Source organism: Nostoc sp. C117 (assembly GCF_043099735.1).
Taxonomy (GTDB): domain Bacteria; phylum Cyanobacteriota; class Cyanobacteriia; order Cyanobacteriales; family Nostocaceae; genus Nostoc.
The window spans coordinates 4,714,342-4,735,165 of record NZ_CP170991.1 but is presented as its reverse complement, the minus strand read 5'-3'; the positions used below and the strand labels follow the sequence as shown (position 1 = coordinate 4,735,165).

The 20,824-nt window shown below is 42.2% G+C and carries 18 protein-coding genes; 10 read left to right on the top strand and 8 right to left on the bottom strand.

The features are described from left to right. Positions 1–48 precede the first annotated feature (48 nt). Positions 49–1,821, bottom strand: a complete 1,773-nt coding sequence (locus tag ACFG4S_RS20490) for a DUF3685 domain-containing protein (protein WP_392530860.1) — start codon at positions 1,819–1,821, stop codon at positions 49–51. A gap of 142 nt (positions 1,822–1,963) precedes the next feature. Here ACFG4S_RS20490 and ACFG4S_RS20485 point away from each other — a divergent pair, with 142 nt between their 5' ends. After that, entirely contained in the window at positions 1,964–5,005 is a 3,042-nt protein-coding gene (locus ACFG4S_RS20485) for a pentapeptide repeat-containing protein (protein ID WP_392530859.1), read from the top strand. A 138-nt stretch (positions 5,006–5,143) separates the two neighbouring features. On the opposite strand, the gene ACFG4S_RS20480 is transcribed toward ACFG4S_RS20485, so the two are convergent. Both ACFG4S_RS20480 and ACFG4S_RS20475 read right to left on the bottom strand, forming a co-directional pair. After that, entirely contained in the window at positions 5,144–5,590 is a 447-nt protein-coding gene (locus ACFG4S_RS20480) for a Fur family transcriptional regulator (RefSeq protein ID WP_392530858.1), read from the bottom strand. A gap of 198 nt (positions 5,591–5,788) precedes the next feature. Further along, entirely contained in the window at positions 5,789–5,911 is a 123-nt protein-coding gene (locus ACFG4S_RS20475; protein WP_392530857.1) for a hypothetical protein, read from the bottom strand. Positions 5,912–6,007: 96 nt separating this feature from the next. Between ACFG4S_RS20475 and ACFG4S_RS20470 the strand changes: the two genes are divergently transcribed. Beyond that, positions 6,008–6,493, top strand: a complete 486-nt coding sequence (locus ACFG4S_RS20470) for a CRR6 family NdhI maturation factor (protein WP_392536039.1) — start codon at positions 6,008–6,010, stop codon at positions 6,491–6,493. Between the two features lie 425 nt (positions 6,494–6,918). Continuing rightward, positions 6,919–7,380, top strand: a complete 462-nt coding sequence (locus tag ACFG4S_RS20465; RefSeq protein WP_392530856.1) for an HAD domain-containing protein — start codon at positions 6,919–6,921, stop codon at positions 7,378–7,380. A 480-nt stretch (positions 7,381–7,860) separates the two neighbouring features. Here ACFG4S_RS20465 and ACFG4S_RS20460 read toward each other — a convergent pair whose 3' ends face one another. Further along, on the bottom strand, positions 7,861–8,820 hold the full coding sequence (locus ACFG4S_RS20460) for a glycosyltransferase family 9 protein (protein WP_392530855.1): 960 nt from the start codon (positions 8,818–8,820) through the stop codon (positions 7,861–7,863). 69 nt (positions 8,821–8,889) lie between these two features. Here ACFG4S_RS20460 and ispD point away from each other — a divergent pair, with 69 nt between their 5' ends. The 3 genes from ispD (at position 8,890) to ACFG4S_RS20445 (ending at position 11,185) form a co-directional block, all read left to right on the top strand. After that, complete coding sequence (ispD, locus tag ACFG4S_RS20455) at positions 8,890–9,573, top strand: 2-C-methyl-D-erythritol 4-phosphate cytidylyltransferase (RefSeq protein WP_392530854.1); 684 nt, start codon at positions 8,890–8,892, stop codon at positions 9,571–9,573. 489 nt (positions 9,574–10,062) lie between these two features. Beyond that, a complete protein-coding gene (gene scpB, locus ACFG4S_RS20450) occupies positions 10,063–10,605 on the top strand; it encodes an SMC-Scp complex subunit ScpB (RefSeq protein ID WP_392536038.1) in 543 nt (180 codons plus the stop codon). Between the two features lie 241 nt (positions 10,606–10,846). After that, the gene (locus ACFG4S_RS20445) at positions 10,847–11,185 is read left to right on the top strand and encodes a DUF760 domain-containing protein (protein ID WP_392530853.1); all 339 of its coding nucleotides are present in this window, start codon (positions 10,847–10,849) and stop codon (positions 11,183–11,185) included. Between the two features lie 81 nt (positions 11,186–11,266). On the opposite strand, the gene ACFG4S_RS20440 is transcribed toward ACFG4S_RS20445, so the two are convergent. Continuing rightward, entirely contained in the window at positions 11,267–12,472 is a 1,206-nt protein-coding gene (locus ACFG4S_RS20440; protein ID WP_392530852.1) for an HhoA/HhoB/HtrA family serine endopeptidase, read from the bottom strand. A gap of 269 nt (positions 12,473–12,741) precedes the next feature. On the opposite strand from ACFG4S_RS20440, the gene ACFG4S_RS20435 reads away from it, so the two are divergent. After that, positions 12,742–13,635 carry a LysM peptidoglycan-binding domain-containing M23 family metallopeptidase gene (locus ACFG4S_RS20435; RefSeq protein ID WP_392530851.1) on the top strand — a complete coding sequence of 298 codons (894 nt, stop codon included), beginning with the start codon at positions 12,742–12,744 and terminating at the stop codon, positions 13,633–13,635. Positions 13,636–13,716: 81 nt separating this feature from the next. On the opposite strand, the gene ACFG4S_RS20430 is transcribed toward ACFG4S_RS20435, so the two are convergent. The 3 genes from ACFG4S_RS20430 to ACFG4S_RS20420 all read right to left on the bottom strand — a co-directional run bounded on the left by ACFG4S_RS20430 (position 13,717) and on the right by ACFG4S_RS20420 (position 16,753). Then, the gene (locus ACFG4S_RS20430; RefSeq protein ID WP_392530850.1) at positions 13,717–14,745 is read right to left on the bottom strand and encodes an isochorismatase; all 1,029 of its coding nucleotides are present in this window, start codon (positions 14,743–14,745) and stop codon (positions 13,717–13,719) included. Between the two features lie 158 nt (positions 14,746–14,903). After that, the gene (locus ACFG4S_RS20425; RefSeq protein WP_392536037.1) at positions 14,904–16,205 is read right to left on the bottom strand and encodes a HEAT repeat domain-containing protein; all 1,302 of its coding nucleotides are present in this window, start codon (positions 16,203–16,205) and stop codon (positions 14,904–14,906) included. A gap of 134 nt (positions 16,206–16,339) precedes the next feature. Further along, positions 16,340–16,753, bottom strand: coding sequence for a ubiquinol-cytochrome c reductase iron-sulfur subunit (locus tag ACFG4S_RS20420; RefSeq protein ID WP_392530849.1), 414 nt, complete (start codon positions 16,751–16,753; stop codon positions 16,340–16,342). A gap of 458 nt (positions 16,754–17,211) precedes the next feature. Between ACFG4S_RS20420 and ACFG4S_RS20415 the strand changes: the two genes are divergently transcribed. The 3 genes from ACFG4S_RS20415 to ACFG4S_RS20405 all read left to right on the top strand — a co-directional run bounded on the left by ACFG4S_RS20415 (position 17,212) and on the right by ACFG4S_RS20405 (position 20,755). Then, positions 17,212–18,819, top strand: coding sequence for a ferredoxin--nitrite reductase (locus tag ACFG4S_RS20415; RefSeq protein ID WP_392530848.1), 1,608 nt, complete (start codon positions 17,212–17,214; stop codon positions 18,817–18,819). 131 nt (positions 18,820–18,950) lie between these two features. Next, positions 18,951–19,394, top strand: a complete 444-nt coding sequence (locus ACFG4S_RS20410) for a hypothetical protein (protein WP_392530847.1) — start codon at positions 18,951–18,953, stop codon at positions 19,392–19,394. Beyond that, positions 19,298–20,755, top strand: a complete 1,458-nt coding sequence (locus ACFG4S_RS20405) for a NarK family nitrate/nitrite MFS transporter (RefSeq protein ID WP_392536036.1) — start codon at positions 19,298–19,300, stop codon at positions 20,753–20,755. Before ACFG4S_RS20410 ends, ACFG4S_RS20405 begins: the two co-directional genes overlap by 97 nt. The last annotated feature ends 69 nt before the right edge of the window (positions 20,756–20,824 follow it).

Sequence of the window (20,824 nt, the reverse complement as noted above, 5' to 3'; positions counted from 1 at the left end):
TGTCATTGGTTATTAATTATTCCCTTCTACCCCTTTGCCCCCATTCCCTCACTTAGTCCGATCGCTATTTCGTCTAAAGTTCTTTTCTGCTAACGAAACACTACCAATACCTTGGAGAATACCACGGCCGATTAAACCTAAACCACGACCGATTACTTGTGTAAGAATGAAGACAATACCGCTACCTAAAAAGGATAACAGTGATTTTAAACGTGGGGCGATCGCATCACTAAATTCTATAATCAGTGTCACTAATAAAGGAATATTAGAAAGTTTTTCTAACTCCTGATTGCGTGAAGCATAAATTGAAGTTTTGGCAATGCCACGAGGTGCAATTACAAATATTTCGTAGCGACTTTCAAAAACGGCTTTGGCTTCATTTATATAATTATTAAAACGATATTTCCATGATAATTCGTTTCTAAATCTTTCAATTTCTCTTGTAGAAATAAACTGACTAGCATAAAAGTTTTTCTTAATCGTTTCTACATCGGCTAAATAATTTAGCAGTGGTTGAACTATCCCATTTGCTAACTGAATTAATAAGTTTTCTAAAATCATTAATGCTTGGGACTTCGCTTCATCACTCACTGCTGAATAGGAAATATTATTAATATACAATTCTGCTTGAAATAGCAGATAACTATACAATTCAAAAGCCAGTGGAATTTTATTGAGAATTTCTGTTTTTACAACTTCCGAACTTTGCAATAATAAATTAACAATTTCTATATTGTTTTTTCCTAATTTAATCAAAGAAAACTTTCCAAAAAAATCTGTTATTACTGCTTGCCATAAATCCTTTAATAAGCTAACTCTTAGCTCAAATAATTGATTAATCTCTATTTCAGAAGCTCGAAGTTCATCCAATTGTTCAGCTAATTTTTGCAGAATGAGATAAAGTAATTCCCGTTTTTTTTGTTCGCGTAAAATGTCAATTTCTAAAGGAATATCTGTGACATTTTCTAAAGAAAATTGAAGTTTAGTAACGCAAGATGCAAACAAAGCAGATTGTAGCGCTCCCGTGGTTAGCAAAGGCGGCGGCATTTGCGTTTGTTGAATGGCACTACTCTTTTGAAAACTCAGAGGGAACTCATCGGCCACTGAAATATGTTCCTCTTGCCTTTCTTGTGGTGAAACCAACAAGCGATTGAGCAACCAACGAGCTGCTAGCAGTTCACGCCGTCGTCCAGCTAGAATTGCCCGATCTAATACTAGTATTCCAGGTATTTGTAATTGTGCTGTTACCGCCGTTAGGGTAGCGTTAATGTAATCAATTCCTGACAAACGTAAATTATTTCTCAGTTTAAAGAAAGGGAGTAGGGAGTGAGTAGAAACGGGATTAATCGCATCTGTACGGAGTTGAGAGTTAGGAGTTATGATTACTTCCGTCTCCTGAAACCAATGGGAAGCACCATCTGCAAGTTGTTGCATTGTGACGACCAACTCAGAAATAGGTGTGCCTTTGGGACAGTAGCCATTTACGCCAATAGATTTTGCCGCCGATAATAGTCCTTGCTGTTGAACAGAACTGAGGAGCAAAATTGGTAGGTTGGGGTACAAGGCTCTAAGTTGCTGACAGAATTGCAATCCTAGCTGCTGACTTGTGGTGAAGCGACCATTACCTAATTCCAAAACCACCAAATTTACCTGGTTTGGGTCTTGTTGGGCAATTTCTGCTAAAATCTGCAAGGCAGCAGTATAAGTTTCTACCACTGCTGTTACTTGCAAGTCAGGAATTGCTTCTAGAGCTACCCGTAGTCCCAAACGGAAAATTGGGTCTTGGTCGATTAACAGTAATTTTAGAGGGCGATCGCTCATAATTTACTCAATTACACCAGTACTGTTTTTACCAATCAAAAAACAGCCTTAATGCTAAACTTTGTCTCCCCCATTGTTACCTGTTTTCGCAAACTGATAAATGAAGCATAATTGCCCTAGGCAGCCTTCACCGTGTAATTAAATGAACCTAAGTATTCGGCACTGGTTGGCAGAACGCCATATCGCAATCAATCAGACTGGGGGATTTTCACCAGGGCAATTGGCAGGTATTACCTACCGTATTGTTCAGGATATGGAAGTCAAAAGCCTCATGCCTTTTGATGTCTGTACCTTGGTAGAGGTTTTAGAACTACCTTTAGATATTGTTTGCGAAGAAATTAGCGTCATTGCCGAGTTGACAGCAAGTCTGTTGCGTCGCCTCAGCCAAAAAAAGCCCCTAAAACGTACCGAAGGCACATGGCTAGCGTTTCAAATTGCCTATCTTCAAGCTTTACAAACAATTTTAGACCAAGAAGAAAGCCTACAAAGACCGTGGTTAGACCGAGCAAAAATACCCACCCAACCAAACATCCTGCAAGAGGAAGTGGGTAAACTCACCCTCCAAGATCCTCAATTACAAGGATTACTGAAAACTCTCAGCCCAGGTAAATTGAGTGACACTCAAGCAGAACAAGCACTGTCTTTGATTGGTGACTCTTTACTAGTACAACAAATAAATAATGTTGCCATAGCTTGGTTTGTTGCTAATGGTGCAGAGGAAGTTGAAGCTAAACTCTTAACACAGCGTTTGGTTAACTCACTTCCTGGTCACCTACTAATAGTGGTTACCGAAAATCCTGCTCCCTTAGCCCAACTGCAAAAATTTGTCCGATTGGGGATTTCCTTATCTCCCAGTTTCATTACCCCAGAATCTGGAATATTAGAAGCATCGGTGGGCGATAAAATTGACTTGCACCGAGAATATTACCGCGCAAGTTTGATTCAAAATCTGAGTCTGCCCTTACTGATGGAATCCTTTGCCCTTAAGGATATCTATGTGGCACAACAAGGCTTACTAGTAGAAGAAGGCATTTCTGACCAGGATAAAAAAACTGTTACAGCTGTTGATTTAAAGACATGGGCACAGCAACAGCTAGCTGATTTAGAAACCATCGCTATCATTGAGTCGGAACCTGGTTATGGAAAAACTAGTTTTTGCCAACTTTGGGCGGCACAGGTGGCACAGGAATTTTACCCAGATTGGATGCCTATACTAATTAGGTTGCGAGATATCAAATACGGTAAAACTTTTACTGAAACCCTAAATTCTGCTTTTCTGGGAAATGTCAATACAAACCTTTCAAGTTGGTTAGAACCAGAAAATTCTCGGTGTTTATTGCTGCTAGATGGTTTGGACGAATTACCACCTTCTGTTCAAGGTACAAGAGCAAAAGCAATTTTTATTCAGCAATTGCTCAACTTTCAGTCTCAGCAGCGCCACAAAATTGTGTTAACTAGTCGGTCAACAACGTTGCCGCAAATTATCCCAGAAGTACCGCTGTTGTTCAAACGAATTACTATCCAGCCATTGGATGTAGAAGAACTCAAACAATGGTTTCAGCAGTGGGCAAAAGTACAATCGTTACCCATTGCTCAAAATTTGTTTACATTCTTCAAACAGGCGGGGTTATTTGCCAAATCAAAGTCTCCAGAATTATCTGCCCTTGTTCGTCAACCGCTAATGCTGCATTTATTAGGCATTTTGCACCGTGAAGGACTTCTAGATGAGCAGTTTTTGCAATTAGCTACTAACACTCACATGTGGGAAATTTATCATCGCTTGAGTCGGTGGTTATTAGGCTATCCGCTAACTGGTGGGATGAAGACGATGTTATTGCGCTCAGGATTCGCTCATATTCACCGGACTCCAGAAGCGATCGCTAATTTACTCAACCATCGCCATCCTCAAGATTTAATTGAGCAGATGCAAGCGATCGCTTTGAGGATTTTACACTCGCAATGTTATCAAGTCAATTGGGGTGAGGAATGTCAGAATTTACCGAGGTTTTATTTTGAAGTTAGGGATTTTGAAAGCTCACGCAAAGGCGCAAAGGCGCAAAGTAATTTAGTTGAGTTTTCGCATGTGAAGTTGGGAGAATATCTTTGTGCGGAAGCTATTGCTAATGAGTTGAAATTGCTGACTCGGTATCGAGATGAGGGTTATGGGGCGCTTAGTTTTTTGCTTGATTCTCCCAGTAGTGTTGCCCAGCATATTTATAATTTACTGGGTTATGGGATTCTGAGTCAGGAAATTGAAGAATTGGCGATCGAGGGGTTACGCCAGGAGCAAAAACACAAGTTTTCTTTTGAAGTTTTGTTTCAACGTCTTTTATCTTTCTGGCGTGCTTATTGTCAAGGTCGTTGGTTAGATGAGGGAATAGCACACAAAGCTTTGACTCATTTTCACGCACTGCAAAATCCTGTTAATGTCGAGCAGATAAATGCTGCGGTGGGATTGAATGTGTTTTTATTACTTTGTGCTTGCTACCGGGAAACAAAAATTCCTTTTTGGCCTTGTGGCAATCCAGTTAATTTGGCAGAATTCAATCCGGAGGCGTTAAGTGCGCTGATTGCTAGGACAACCGTTTTGGAAAAAAACGTCTTTGCAACCCGCATCAAATCTCTGGCTAAACTCAACTTATCGGCAGCCTCTTTATTGCAAGTGACGTTAACTCAAATAAATCTTGAGCAAACAAACTTATCCAATGCGGAGTTAATTGGGGCAAATCTCGCAGGGGCAAACCTGCAACAGGCAAATCTCACAGGGGCAAACCTGCAACAGGCAAATCTCACAGGGGCAAACCTGCAACAGGCAAATCTTACAGGGGCAAACCTGCAACAGGCAAATCTCACAGGTGCAAATCTTAATTTTGCCAATCTCACCAACGCCTGTTTATTTGATGCCATTCTTTCTGAGACTGACAAAAAATTGGCCGCTGATAATGGTGCTTTGTTCTCCAAAGAGTCGTTGCAAAAACTCAAAAATTTGCGTAGTTTACCGCCACAGGCATCGCAACCCCTTCTAAATAACGAAAAAATCACCTCAAACACATATCATAATTGGAATAATCCCCCGGCATTTGGACTAATTGAAAGCAGCGAAGGCACAATTTTAACAGTAGATTCAGATGATGATGACTCTGTTGATGAGACTCTTTTTGGCAATAACTCAATTAGGGAATAGGGACAAGGGGACAAGGAGATAAAAAAATTCCTAACTCCTAACTCAGCACGTGCTAAACGCCCCGCTATTCATGTACAGTATGGGCTAAACGCCCCGCTATCGCTAACAGCACTCCTAATGCCCAATCCTCAATGAAAATTAACTTTCTTCTGAGTTGCGGTAACCAAAAAAGTTAATACTGTAATCAGTAATTCTTACTCCTGTTTGTTCTTCAATTTGGCGGATAAAATCTTCTGGGAGTTCCACATGAACATCCAGAATTTGATTTGTATCTATACAGTTGACATGACTGTGAGAGTCACTGATATTGCCGTATAAACGGCCGTCACACCGTTCAATACACTCAATGATGCCTTGAGTTGATAATGCTTCTAAATTTTGATAAACAGAAGTATGACCGATTTCTTTGCCTTGTTGGTTCAAGCGATCGTAAATCTCTCTAGCGGAAAGATGTTCGTTTGCTTGCCAAAGTAGTTCCAGAATAAAACGACGCTGGCGGCTGACGCGCATACCCTGGGATTGACAGCGCTCAAGCGCATCTTCTAAGGAACGAATTGGTCTTGTAGAAATTGTTGGTTTTTGCATATTACAGCTTGCTAACTGTTGTGGGAGTTTTCCCATCTCAATGTTTATTGGTTATTTAATATATGTATGGATATTGCACATCGCTCTTTTCCCTGTAGTTGTGTCTTGGCTTTTGATGCTGCTGGAGTCACAGGTTGCGATAATGGTTTTTTTGCTTTGGATGCCTACTTTTTAAGACCTTAATCTAAAACAAACTCATTACAACTTTAGCTTAAAAATGCGGTAAATGTCCACCTTGGGACAGGCATTACCTTGACAAAGGAGGCTTATTCTGATGGCATACGATGTTATGGCGATCGCCAAAAGCTTGTCGTTAGACATTAGAAGCTTTGTGAATCAGGACTTTTTTGGTGAATGTGGCGTCAATCGCCCAAAACTGCTACTGTGGTTCTCGATCCTCCAGTTGAGCATAAAAAAGTGGCTGCTGAGTCAAAAACAATTGCGATCGCACTCAATAATGAATTAATTAACAATTTGGATCTGTCACCTGCGTCAGTGGCGATCGAACAACTGCTGCAAGATGGAGTCGCATCCCATGAACAGCAACTACGCTTTGATATCAATTACGATCTCGAACCTGGCGATCCACGCGAACTCTCAGAAATTCCAGAGGTGCGGTTGTGGTTTGTGCGTCTAGATGCTAAATATCCCTGGTTACCATTTTTACTAGATTGGAAAGCCGGAGAATTCGCTCGTTATGCTGCCATGCTAGTACCACACCAGTTCAGTTCTCAAGAAGGTATTCAGTATAATCCTGAAGCCTTAGAAATATTTTTGATGCACAAAATCTTTGTTTTAAGTGATTGGTTTAAACAGCAAGGTATTCCCAGCCTATCGCGGTTGAAGTCTATGGCGCAAATGCTCGGTTATGAATTAGATGATGCTTTTTTTGAAATATTTTGAAGAGGTCAGGATTTAGCAATACTTAAAGGGAGGAGATTCAGCGGAAAGTTTCACCCTGGTACAGTACGGGAAAGCCATTAATATATATTTGGAGAAATACTAATTTTGCTCAATGTATCAATTATTATGGGATGCTCGACGTGTGGCGCCCCAAAATTAGTTGTCTGGCTTTTGGTTCAAGGTGGAATATGGTGGATTATAGCCTCACTAGGCTTAATATTGTTTAGTCTATTACTTTGGAAAGGTTTCCGCACAAAGTAATTCGATCGAGGTTGGTGAGGTAGTGAGAGCCAATGAGTTGTTTCCTGGCCTTTAATAGTAAAATAATAGGTAATTGCTTTGCTTGATTTTGCGTTCTCTGTTGCCCTTGACTATAATTTATAGTTCCCAGATGAGTAATACTATTAAAAGTCAACCTTCCTGAGATGTGGATATTTTTAGATATCGATGGTGTTCTTGTTCCTGAAAAGAAGTTTGACATCCCAGTTGAGAGAGAAAACCTCTTGAAATTCGATCCCATTTGTTTGCAAATATTTGAAGATGTTTTGCAACGATATCCGAAAGTCTTAGTTGTTATTTCATCTTCATGGAGAGAGGTATTTCCATTTGAATTAGTTCGCCCTTTGTTTTCACCAAGTATTGTTGAGCGCATTGTTGGATTTACGCCTTTTTTAGATCCCAAGATTATCCATGAATTCCAATACCTTCGGTATCAAGAGGTTCTGGAATTCTTACGGCATAACAATGCATTAGATGATTTTTGGGTAGCGATCGATGACATTGCAGAACACTATCCACCTAATTCTAAAGTCATTGTGACCGATGCGTATAATGGTTTTGACGCATATGCAGCATTAGCTTTAGAACAACACTTGTCAGCAGCCTAACAAGCTTACTTGGTTGAAATAAATCGAATTTTATTTGCCTCCTTTTTCCTCCCCCACGGATAATTATCATTTTTCTTAACTAGATTTTGAGTATTTTAATTGGTTCACAAAATACGCTTTATCTTAAATTTTCACGATTGACCCTATCCTTGCTAAAGCTACGATGTATACACGAGAGCTAAAAAAAGCGGAAAACCTCTCAAAATCCTCCGGTAAATTGGAGGATTTAGGAGGAACTCCAATGATTTTGGTTTGGCGAGAGATGTGTGTACACCTAAGCCTTGGGAAGGAAAGGGACAGATTTTGCATAGCACAACCAGGGTGAGGTATCTAGGGCGTGTACGATAAATCGTCAATTACTTCCTGAGAGACTTGTGTATACACCGTAAACTTTAGGCTTTGGAGCGAGGCAATATCTCAAGGCTTAGGTGGCAAGTTCCAATCTCCTACGAAGAGTGATTCTGAATTCTGTATTCTTCTTCAACCACCCCAAATTTTTTCCAAAACAGTGTTTGGTGAAATATCTGCCGTTTTACCCGTGGGGGATTTAATACCCAGGAATTTATCGTTTTTCGGCAATAACTTACCTGGATCGGTGGGACCAAACAGAACAATGGTATAGGTTTGCACGGCAACACTGAGTTGTAGTGCTGCACTATCAGTAGACAACATCAAATTTGCACCGGCAATTATGGCAGTTAATTGACCCAGATTGTCTGGGGTAGTCACTTTGATTCCTGGAGAAGACTCCAGAAGCGATCGCACAAACTGTTCATCATTAGCTCCCTTAATCACCACCACAGGCATATCTGGCTGCTTGTATTGGAAATTTTGAATGACTTGCTGCCAATTTTGCACAGGGTAGATTTTATCCGGTTCTTTAGCCTGAGATAACTGGCCAGAACAGCCATTAATCAAGACATAGCCTGTTTCATCGACGCCTAAGCGTTTTTGTTCTTTTTGTGCCCACTCAATATCTGGTTTTGGTACATTTACTGCTAACTCTGGTAGAGGAGTGTTAATACCCAGTGGTTGCAACAAGTCGTGATATACTTCTGCCCTATACTGAGATGGTTTGAATGGCACAGTGTGGGTTAGAAAAACCGAACCCTTGCCTTGGTAGCCAATGCGTATGGGAATTCCTGTCAACCACAGTAAAAGACCTACCAACCAACTTTGCTTAACAGCAATGGCAACATCGTACTCGCGATCGCGAATTGTCCCCACCAGATTACCCCAATCTGCCAGACTGTTACGATCTTTGAAATCAAAAGCCAGTACCTCGTGAACTGACTTGCTGACTTGATAGGCAGCCTTTGATTGGGGTTCAACAACGACATCTATCTGAGCGTTTGGGTAATTGCGCTTCAGGTTATCTAGAGTCGGAAAGAAGAGAATTTGGTCGCCAATTCCGCCAGGTACAAGGGCTACTACTCGCATAATATTTATTGACGCTTACTCGCTCCCTATTTTAGGGGAAAATATATAGCTTAAAGATTGAGGAATTCTGTGTATTTACTAATTCCAGCTGCGGGAATCGGAAAAAGAATGGGGAGTAACCGCAATAAACTCCTGCTGAAAGTGCGATCGCAAGCAATTATTGCCTGGACTTTATTAGCTGCAGAAGCCGCCAGTACAATCAGTTGGATCGGGATTATTTCCCAACCCACTGACTGGCCTGATTTTAAGACAATTCTTGCGGATCTGAACTTAAATAAACCAGTCGAATTCATTCAAGGCGGCTCTACCCGCCAAGAATCGGTTTACAACGGCTTACAAGCACTGCCAGCAAATGCAGAACAAGTATTGATTCACGATGGGGCTAGATGCTTGGTCACACCAGATTTATTCAACTCATGTGCCGAAGCTATTCGCCACTGTCCCGGTTTAATTGCTGCGGTGGCTGTTAAAGACACCATCAAAGTCGTCGATGAACAAGGCATAATTCAAAGTACACCCGACAGACGACAACTGTGGGCAGCACAAACTCCCCAAGGATTTGATGTCAAATTATTGAAGCAGTGTCATGCTGAAGGCGTGCGTCAAGGTTGGGAAGTAACAGACGATGCCGCTTTGTTTGAGAGGTGCGGCATTGAAGTCCGAATTGTCGAAGGAGAAGAGACAAATTTAAAAGTCACAACTCCACAAGATTTAGCGATCGCAGAATTTATTCTTACAAGCAGAGGTTTTTGAGGGGACTGAGGACTGGGGACTAGGGACTAGGGACTGGGAACTGGGGACTAGGGACTGGGGACTAGGGACTGGGGACTAGGGACTGGGGACTAGGGACTGGGGACTGGGGACAAGGAGATAAAAAAATTTCTAACTCACGCCTGATGTGAATTAAAAACGCCTCTTTCCCCATAAGGGTTTCAAGACTTGTTAAAAATCCTATTTTTGGAACGATAGACGAAATTAGCTGGATTTCCACACTCAATTCACATTAGACGTAACTCCTAACTCCTAACTCAGCACGGGCTAAACGCCCCGCTATCCATGTACAGCACTCTTTTGCCCCATGCCAAATTTTGAGATTGTCAAAATATTTTTGACATTTTAGGATATGATCCCAGAGACTTATTGATTGTTAGTTGTGATTTGTCCTTTGTCATTTGTAAATAACTAATGACCAATGACTAATAACTAATGACTAATGACCAATGACTAATGACTAATGACCAAATGATTACAGCCACAGCGACGAAGATAGAAGCAATTCTCTATTTAAAGGGTAAACCCTTGTCGCTCGGCGAAATCGCCGAGTATGCCGCGTGCGATCGCGCCACTATTAAGGAAGGCATCATTGAACTAATGGACAATTATGCCCACCGAGATACAGCTCTAGAAGTAGTAGAAACCCCAGATGGTTACAGTTTACAACTACGGTCTGATTTTTATGACTTAGTGCAAACTATGATACCAGTAGAATTAGGTGTAGGTGCATTGAGAACTTTGGCCGCGATCGCCCTCAATAGTCCCATACTCCAGACCGACTTGATTAACTTGCGGGGTTCAGGAGTATATCAGCACGTTCCAGAACTCGTTGAACTCGGTTTCGTTCGCAAGCGCCGAGACAGCGATTCTCGTTCCTACTCACTCCAAGTAACGCCAAAATTTCATCAATATTTCCAAATTGAAGAACTTCCGCAAATACTTTCCACCACGCAGAAAGAAGAACAACTAGAACTAAAACTAGAACTAGAACTAGAGGGAGTGGGGCATTAGGAGTGCTGTTAGCGATAGCGGGGCGTTTAGCCCATGCTGAGTTAGGAGTTAGTTTATCTCCTCCACCCCTCCGCCCCTCCGCCCCTCCGCCCCCCATCCTCCTCATCTCCCCCAGTCCCCAGTCCCCAGTCTCCAGTCCCCATGCCCAATCTCCTCTTAATGACTTATACCCGTGGTGAATGCGCTACCCTTGTACTATGGTTTAAAGTAGAGTTAGCAATTAAGCTAAATAAAACTGCCAATGGTGTTTAATCCTGACTTTTTGAATGACAACTCTGAGGAACACCCTAATCAACTTCTTTCGGATCACTCTGAAGAATACCCCAATCAGTTACTCAAATATCTACAACATCAGTCTCCCGATGTTCTAGCCCGGGTCGCCCAGTCTGTCAGCCCTGAAATTAAACAAATCATCTCCCAAAACGTCCAAGGGCTAGTGGGAATGCTCCCTGCAGAAAATTTCAATGTGCAAATCACAACAGATCGGGATAACCTAGCAGGACTTCTAGCATCGGCAATGATGACGGGGTATTTTCTGCGACAAATGGAACAAAGGATGCAACTAGAGCAAAAGTTATGAGTGATGAGTTGAGAGTTAGAAGTTGTGCAAAATTTTTAACTTCTAACTCCTCACTCCTCGCTCCTCACTCATAACTTCTAACTAGTTTTTAGGATAAACTTCTAACTTCACTTTGAAGGTTTGAATTTTACCGCTACGGTTGACTGCGATCGCTAGAATATCACCAACCTTACTGGACTCTACAAGCCTCTGTACTTGGGCTGAGGTTTTGACCGGTTGACCATTGACTTTTTGAATCAGGTCTCCAGGCAAAAGTCCTCCACGCTTGGCTGGAGAATTGTCTGTAATTCCTTTAATGACTATTCCCGCGTCCTGTTGGATATTCAACTGATTTTCTTGATTAATCTGCTGTTTTCTGCTGGGAGATAGGTCTGCCATATCAATACCCAAAAAGGGATGTTCAACACGCCCTTTGGTAAAAAGTTCATTGGCAATGCGGGCTGCGGTTTCAATGGGGATGGCAAAGCCGAGTCCTTGAGCATCAGCGCGGATAGCAGTGTTAATACCAATCACTTCGCCTTGGGCGTTTAACAAAGGCCCGCCAGAATTACCAGGGTTAATTGCCGCATCAGTTTGGATAAAGGTGACTCGCTTATCGGGGACACCAACTTGAGTGCTGGTGCGATCTGTGGCGCTGATAATGCCAATAGTGACAGTATTATCTAAACCCAGAGGATTGCCAATAGCGATCGCCCATTCTCCTGGTATCAAGTTTTGTGAATTTCCTAACTTCACCGTGGGTAGATGACTCGCATTGATTTTTACTACTGCCACATCAGTCATAGAATCAACACCCACTACCTTCCCCTCTAAAGTCTGACCATCTTTCAGGGTAACTTGTACGGTATCTGTATCAGCTACTACATGAGCATTGGTAAGTAGTTCTCCATCTTCGCTCACAATAAATCCCGATCCCGTACCGCGCTCAATGCGTTCTTGGGGAATTGGTTCGTCATCTTCTCCAAAGAATCGCCGTAAAAGTGGATTTTTCAAAGCGTCAGAAATTGGATTGGCTACTTTGCGAGTGGCATTAATTCGCACAACAGCTGGGCCAACTTTTTGCACTGCCGTCGCAATAAAATTTACATTATTGCCCCCAGTACCCCCAATCGCTCCATTAGGAGAATTTGGAACTACCGATTCTGGAGGCAAAGCCATTGTTACATTTTTTAACTGTTGGAACGAGGGATATTGTGGCATCAGATAACGACTGCCAAACAAACCTGCACCACCGCCGATCGCCAGTAAAAACAGATAAACGGCCAGTTGCTTCAAGGATAACTTCATAATCATTATGCTCAAGGACAGCAATGCAGTTGCTAATTTCTAAGTGTAGTCAAGCTAACGGCAAGTGGACAGATCAATTTACTGGGAATTAGGGATTGGGGATTAGGCAAAACAGCTCCGTTAGCGGTAGTGGGGCGTTTAGCCCGTGCTGAGTTAGGAGTTATTTCTCTCCCTGCCCCCTGCTCCCTGCCCCCACTCCCTCATCTCCCCAGTCCCCATTCCCTAAAATCTCCATCTAAAATCTAATAATGCGCTATTGACTTGTATACATGACTTTATCCTATTGTCAACTGTTTCTCTGTAGCTTAGTTAGCGTCTTAGGCTTAGTATCTATACTGCCAAACTCAAACAGTGCCAACGCTGCTGTAGGTGGTTGCCCGACTCCAGCCTTATCTCGCTTCCAGCGCCATAAAGTAGTTCGTGGCGAAACCTTGGAGAGTATAGCGCAGCGCTACAATCTCATACCTACAACTATTATTGGGATGAATCCAGGTTTGCAAAACAACGGAGCGATCGCCGTTGGTAGTGTGCTTCAAATTCCTCCCTACAATGGGATTGTAGTTGAAGTGCCTAGTGGTCAAACTTGGCGACAAGTGGCGGCAAAATACAAGGTTCGTGCTGATAGCCTTTTTGAGGTGAATGGCTGCCAACAAGACCCCAGAATCGTGTTTGTTCCGGGGGTAAATTGGTCGCCTAATGGTGTAATAACTAAATCCCCTTCGCCTACTGATGTCGGTACGCCAAAGCGTGCATCCTTGTCAGGATATCCTTTGGCAGAGGTGGTAACAGTAGGATTAGCCTACGGCTGGCAAATTAATCCTGCGACAGGTCAAGTTTTCTTTCATAGCGGCGTTGATTTGTTAGCACCAGTTGGTACAGATGTGCTGGCGATCGCACCTGGAACTGTAGCCTTTGCCAACAATCAAGGCAGTTATGGCAAATTGGTCATCATTAACCACAATGGCGGACTTCAAAGCCGCTACGCCCAACTTGACACCATCAAAGTTACCGTTGGTCAGCAAGTAAAAAAAGGAGACTTACTAGGAACTGTAGGTACTAGTGGACAACCAAGTTCCAATCAACCGCATCTTCATTTTGAAGTGCGTTCTAGCTCATCTCTGGGTTGGGTAGCAGAAGATCCCAAGAGTTATTTGAAAAAATGAGGTAATGGGAATGGGGACAAGGAAGACAAGGGGACAAGGAGATAAAAAAATTCTTAACTCCTAACTCCTAACTCCTAACTCCTAATGCCCAAATTCGCTAGATTTTACAATGTGCATTCCTGCTTCTGCGAATCTTGTAAATGCTGCATCTGCCTGTTCTGTGTAGTCCACAACACCGGGAACAACAACAGGAGAAGTGCAATCTTCTAACAAATAAATTTTTTGAGTCAGGGTGGCATCTACCTGTTTAATTTCTGTTAATAAATCGTCAATTGTCCAGGCGACACAATGACTTTTAGCTTGACCGCCAATAATTACAGCATCAAATTCTAAAAGTTGTTTAATGAGACGGGTGTTCTTTTGAGCAAGTGGACGTTGCTCAAAATCTTCTAAGACTTCTGGACGTAAAATAGAATAATTTTCTGTTAGAGGATTTTCCCCTTTAATTTCAAATTGTGTTTGACTCTGACGAGCAATACCGTGAAAAAATATTGCTTCTTCTACCGACGAAACTAAAGCATGACCAATGCCACCCAACATGGAATGATAAGGCCAAACAGTCAGCGGATATTTTCCGTCCTGACTTAGTTGCTTAACATAATGGTAAGCATGTTTTTCTAATAATTCATAATCCCCATTCGTAACACTATTGGCAACTGCTGGGTTGACTTTCCAAATACCTTGGGCGATATCTCCAGGAGTGATGCTAGTCGCTGCCGGGGTGGGATGTTCTCCAGCGGCGTTTACCCAAAAGATAGGATGGAAAATTTGTGTTGTTGTGTGGGTATCTAGAGTAGGTATAATTTTTGTAATTACTCCTAAGTTACGATAGATAAATTCAGACAATCGCAAATTATCATCCACTGCTGCATTACCAGATTTTCCACCTACAAATAATTCAAATTCAGGAATACAGAAGGTATTTTGGACATCAATTAATAGTAAGCAAATTTTAGTTTTATCTGAAGATGCAGGTTTAATGTTGTGTTGTTTTGACCATGTTTCGGCTTCTGCAGCACGTTCTAGGTAAGGTACGCGCCAGACCTCGCCGACTTTATCGCGGTTAAAGTGGGAGGGAATTGGTAGTTGTGTTGTTATCTGAGTATTCATATAAATTTTGTATTTAATGTTAAGCTGTTACGCATTTAATTTGTACATTTACCTGATGGTCGTTGACTGTTAACCGTTAACCGTCAACAGTCAACGACCATCAAGAGTGTTTATATACTTTAGACGCGCATCAGCTTATCTCTATTATTGGAGAAAATTTACCATTCGGCTAGAGCGATCGCTATTCCTTGTTTTAAATCTGGCGTAATTGCATCATTATTTGCTAACTGCTGCAATTGTTCATGTACAGCTTGTTCGTCCAGATTTTTCAGTGCTGCGATCGCATGTAGTTTCACGGATGCATCAGAATCAGCTAGCAGCCCAATTAATGGTTCAATTGCTTGGATTTTTCCTAACTGTCCTAAAGACAGGGCGATCGCACTTTTGATATGGGCAATTTCTCTGGCTGGATGTGGCGAGCGCAGTATTTGTAGTAAGATTTCTGCGGCTGGTCTAGTTAACTGCGGTTTTTGCACTCGTCCCAAAACTGTGACAATTTCTTGCCAGAGTGTCTCGGAAGTACTTTGATGAAATTCTGTTTGCAAATATTCTAAACTCGATAACGTCCCCACCCAACTTAAAGCGCGGATGGTTTCTAATTGCAGCGTTATTGGTGTCTGGGGTGAAATCAGCAAATCAAATAAGTATTTGGCCGCGTCATCGCAACCCATCCGAGAAAGGGTAATTACTGCTGCACAACAAACATCAAGATTAAAGTCGTAAAGTTTCGGTTGTAGTCTTATGACTAAATCTAATGCTTGGCGTAAGTCGGGGCGAAAACCTAAACCAATCACTGCTGCACGTCTAACTGTGGCAGCAACATCATCCAAAGCGTTTAATAATACTGGTGGTACACGTTCGTCGTGAAAGCCACTGAGGGCTTCAATTGCAGCGGTACGGATTGCGGGTTGAGAATCTTGCACTACACTCAGCAGTGGTGCAATGGTTTCTATTTGGGGAATAAAAGAAAGCGATCGCACTGCTAGCAACCGTGTATCTTCATCTATTAGAAGTTCAGTTAGTGAAGTAATAGCAACAGTACCCATTTGTCCCAGTGCTGTAGCTGCGATCGCTTTGAGTTCTTCATCCTCATCGATTTTCAACAATTCCACTAAAGATGGGATCGCTTCTGGGTGCTGAAATTCCCCCAAAGTTCGTGCTGCATACCAGCGTAATTCTTCTTCTGCATCTTCATCTTTTAAGATGTCAATGAGTGGTGAGATGGCAATATTCCCCAAGTCAGTTAACACCTTGGTGATTTCCCAGCGTTGTTGAAAATCCCCGATCTCTAACACTGAAAGCGCTAATTTCAGAAGATATTCTCGATTTTTAACTATCTCTGGATCTTTAGAATCTGCCCCTAAAATTAATTGTTGTAAATATTGAATTAGTGATGACCAATCAGCTGCATTATATGCTGCCTCGGCTTCTAGCAAAAGCTGGTTGATATTACTCACAATACCCTGCTTGAATTTTGAGTTATCCAAAGTGGTACTAGTAGTCCATGTCATTAGTTTGTAGTAAGCACTGAAGTGCTTAAAATTGAGCGATTTATCGCTCACTACAAACCCAGCAAAATTAATACGACAGACCACTATGTTGGTTTGACTACAACTGAAGTCCCCTCAATTTTGGCGGCATAAGTTTTAAGTGCTTCTTTGGCTGGGCCTTTTTGTACTTTGCCGTCAATTCCATATTTGGAACCATGACAGGGACATAAAAACGTTTTTGTTGAGGGTTCCCACCCGACGGTACAACCTGCGTGAGTACAAGTAGGGTTGACAGCCGTCAGATTTTCGCTTTTAGATGTGCCGACTACCAACACAGGCCCAGCAGGTGAGTTTTTCGCCAGCAGTTGTCCTGTTTTATCTAATTCTGCTGAGGTGCCTACTGTTTGCCAATCTCCAGATGTTGAAGTTGTTTGAGAAGAACAGGCTGCGATCGCTACAGGTAGAGAACTCGCAATCAAACCCAAACCTACCCAATTAATAAAATCACGACGTTTCATAGCTGCTGAAATAATTTCTAAGTTTTAGCTAAAATCCCTTATCTCAAATGCTTTGATCGAGCGCTTTGCATCGCTTATTGCTGAGCTTGATGTAGAAAATGCATAGCATTCATGCGGTTGTCGCAATTTTACTAAAAAACCGTAACAATTTATACGATTTTAACAGAAATATCACTTTAAGTTATGAGTATGGAAATTGTTACATGAACATTCTCTAAACCTGCTTGACAAATTCCCAAGATATCGATATGAAAACTTTTCCCTCACTAACCACGGATTTTAAGTTTCGCGTTGGAATGCTCTGAAGTATAAGTAATCAGTCGTAACCAAATATAAAGTTTATCATTTCTAATCCTCGTAGATACAACACCTGATGAGACTACGGGTTGATGGATCGTGGGCAAGTAGCACCACAAAATCTCACTGAATTTTAATAATTTGCAACGAGAGTCAGCCTCATGACAGATATAGCAACTACCAGGGTCAGCCTCAATAAGTTCGAGAAATTCAAGGCAGAAAAAGATGGACTCGCCGTTAAGGGTGAGATAGAGAAATTTGCCGCCTTGGGTTGGGAAGCAATGGACGAAACAGACCGAGATCATCGACTCAAATGGATGGGTGTATTTTTTCGCCCAGTCACTCCAGGCAAGTTTATGATGCGGTTGCGGATGCCTAATGGTATTCTCACTAGCACTCAAATGCGTGTTTTAGCCGAAGTAGTGCAGCGTTACGGGGATGAGGGTAGTGCTGATATTACTACCAGACAAAATATTCAATTGCGGGGGATTAGGATTGGAGATTTACCAGATATTTTTAATAGATTTCATGCAGTTGGTTTAACCACCGTCCAGTCAGGGATGGATAACGTCCGCAATATCACAGGCGATCCGGTGGCGGGGTTGGATGCAGATGAGTTGTACGACACACGAGAGTTGGTACAGCAAATTCAAGATATGCTCACCAACAAAGGCGAAGGGAACCCAGAGTTTAGCAACCTACCACGAAAGTTTAATATTGCGATCGCTGGTGGAAGAGACAATTCCGTTCATGCGGAGATTAATGATTTGGCTTTCGTGCCAGCATTTAAGGAAGGGACTGGAGACTGGGGACTGGGGACTGGGGAAAAATCTTCCCAATCCCCAATATTCGGCTTTAACATCCTTGTCGGTGGTTTTTTCTCAGCGAAACGTTGTGAGGCGGCGATTCCTTTAAATGCTTGGGTGGCTCCGGAAGATGTGGTCGCTGTATGTAGAGCTGTTTTGGAAGTTTATCGTGACCGCGGCTTACGTGCTAATCGGCAAAAATCCCGCCTCATGTGGCTAATTGATGAATGGGGTTTAGATAAGTTTCGAGCAGAAGTAGAAAGCCGTTTGGGTAAATCATTAATACCCGCAGCAACAAAAGACGAAATCGACTGGGAAAAACGCGACCACATCGGAGTATATAAACAAAAGCAGCCGGGATTAAATTACGTAGGCTTGCATATTCCTGTCGGTCGGTTATATGCCGAAGATATGTTTCAACTTGCTCGTCTAGCCGAAGTTTACGGCAGTGGCGAAATCCGTTTTACAGTCGAGCAAAACATTGTTATCCCCAATATTTCTGACTTGCGTTTAGCAACATTTTTAACAGATCCTTTGCTGCAAAGGTTTTCCATCGATCCAGGTTTACTGGCGCGATCGCTAGTATCTTGCACAGGCGCACAATTTTGCAACTTTGCTCTCATCGAAACCAAAAACCGCGCCCTGGCAATGATTAAAGCCTTAGAAGAAGATTTAATCTTCACTCATCCGGTGCGAATTCACTGGACAGGTTGCCCTAACTCCTGCGGACAACCCCAAGTTGCAGACATTGGCTTGATGGGAACTAAAACTCGCAAAAATGGCAAAACCCTAGAAGGCGTTGACATATATATGGGCGGCAAAGTTGGCAAAGATGCCCATTTAGGAACTTGCGTCATCAAAGGCATACCCTGTGAAGATTTACAGCCAATATTGCAAGATTTACTTATCAAAAACTTTGGGGCAAAACTCAAGCAAGAAGCCTTAGTAGTTAGTGGCTGTTAGTTGGGAATTGGACATTGGGCAAGACTCATACTTCACAGATAAACCCAAAACCCTCATGTAGAGACGCGATTTATCGCGTCTTCTCTAGACCAATTATCTACACCAATAACCCTTAATCCAAGCCTAGCCTATTGAATGCAATTTCCGAGTTCAAAGGTGCAATTTCCGAGTTCAAAGGTGCAATTTCCGAGTTCAAAGGCGCAACTTCCAGCCTCAAAGGCGCAACTTCCAGCCTCAAAGGCTCAACTTCCAGCCTCAAAGGCTCAACTTCCGACCTCAAAGGCTCAACTTCCAGCCTCAAAGGCTCAACTTCCGACCTCAAAGGCTCAACTTCCGACCTCAAAGGCTCAACTTCCAGCCTCAAAGGCTCAACTTCCGACCTCAAAGGCTCAACTTTCCCTACCGGTTCTCGGTATTTTATTCAATTAGAAAGATTAGAATGCTTAAAAAATTATTTTCATCAGGCGATCGCTATCGCATCTTACATCAAACTTGGTTTGCTTTTTTTCTCACTTTTGTCTGTTGGTTTAATTTCGCTCCCTTCGCTACAACTATTGGCAAAGAACTACATCTAGCACCAGAGCAAATTAAAACTTTAGGTATCTGTAACCTTGCTTTGACAATTCCTGCACGTTTAATTATTGGGATGCTTCTGGATCGTTTTGGTCCTAGAATCACCTACTCAATGCTATTGATGTTTGCGGTTGTTCCTTGTTTGATGACGGCGGTAGCCCAAGATTTTAATCAACTAGTCATCAGTCGTTTGCTGATGGGAATTGTTGGGTCTGGGTTTGTTGTGGGTATCCGCATGGTGGCGGAATGGTTCCAGCCGAAAGAGATGGGAATTGCTCAAGGCATTTATGGCGGCTGGGGTAACTTTGGGGCTTTTGGTGCGGAGTTTGCTTTGCCAATGATTGCAGTGTCTACTAGCTTTTTAGCTGGTGGTACTTCTAATTGGCGATTAGCGATCGCTTTTACAGGAATCATAGCAGCCATCTACGGCGTAATTTATTACAACACCGTCCAAGATACCCCGATTGGTAAAGTCTATAAAAAACCTAAGAAAAATGGAGCTTTAGAAGTAACCACTGTTAAAAGCTTCTGGGCAATGATTGTCTCGAATTTTGGTTTAATTTTCGCCTTGGGTTTATTAGCTTGGCGCTTAGAACAAAAGAACATTCATTTCTTAAATTTGAGCCAAATGTATCTCACTTGGTTGCTATTAGCAGGATTGTTTGCTTACCAAAGTTATAAAGCTTGGGAAGTCAATCGAGAACTACTAACTGGGAAGAAAACTTATCCACCAACTGAGCGTTTTCAATTTGGTCAAATAGCTTTACTCGAATTCACTTACATAACTAGCTTTGGTTCGGAACTGGCAGCTGTTTCTATGCTCCCGGCATTTTTTGAAAAAACCTTTGCTTTAGAGCATGTTGTCGCGGGGATGATTGCTGCTAGCTATCCTTTTTTAAATTTAATTTCTCGTCCCAGTGGTGGCTTAATCTCTGATAAATTCGGCTCCCGTAAGTGGACAATGACAATTATCAGCGCTGGTATCGGTGTTGGTTATTTGATGGCACATTTTATTAATGGTAACTGGCCGATTCCGCTAGCGATCGCAGTGACAATGTTTGCCGCTTACTTTGCTCAAGCTGGCTGCGGTGCAACCTACAGCATCGTACCTCTAATTAAGAAAGAAGCTACTGGACAAATCGCCGGTAATGTCGGGGCTTACGGAAATTTTGGCGGCGTAGTTTACCTAACAATTTTTAGCTTAACCGACGCTCCAACACTTTTTTCCACAATGGGTTTAGCGGCTTTAGTCTGCGCTTTCATGTGCGCCTTCTTCCTCAAAGAACCGAAAAATTCCTTTGGCGCATCTCATGAAGTTGAAACATTACAAACCCCAACTACTATCTTCTTAACCGAAGAATAATCTTATTGTAGAGACGCGATTTATCGCGTCTTTCTTATTGTAGAGATGCGATAAATCGCGTCTTCAAAC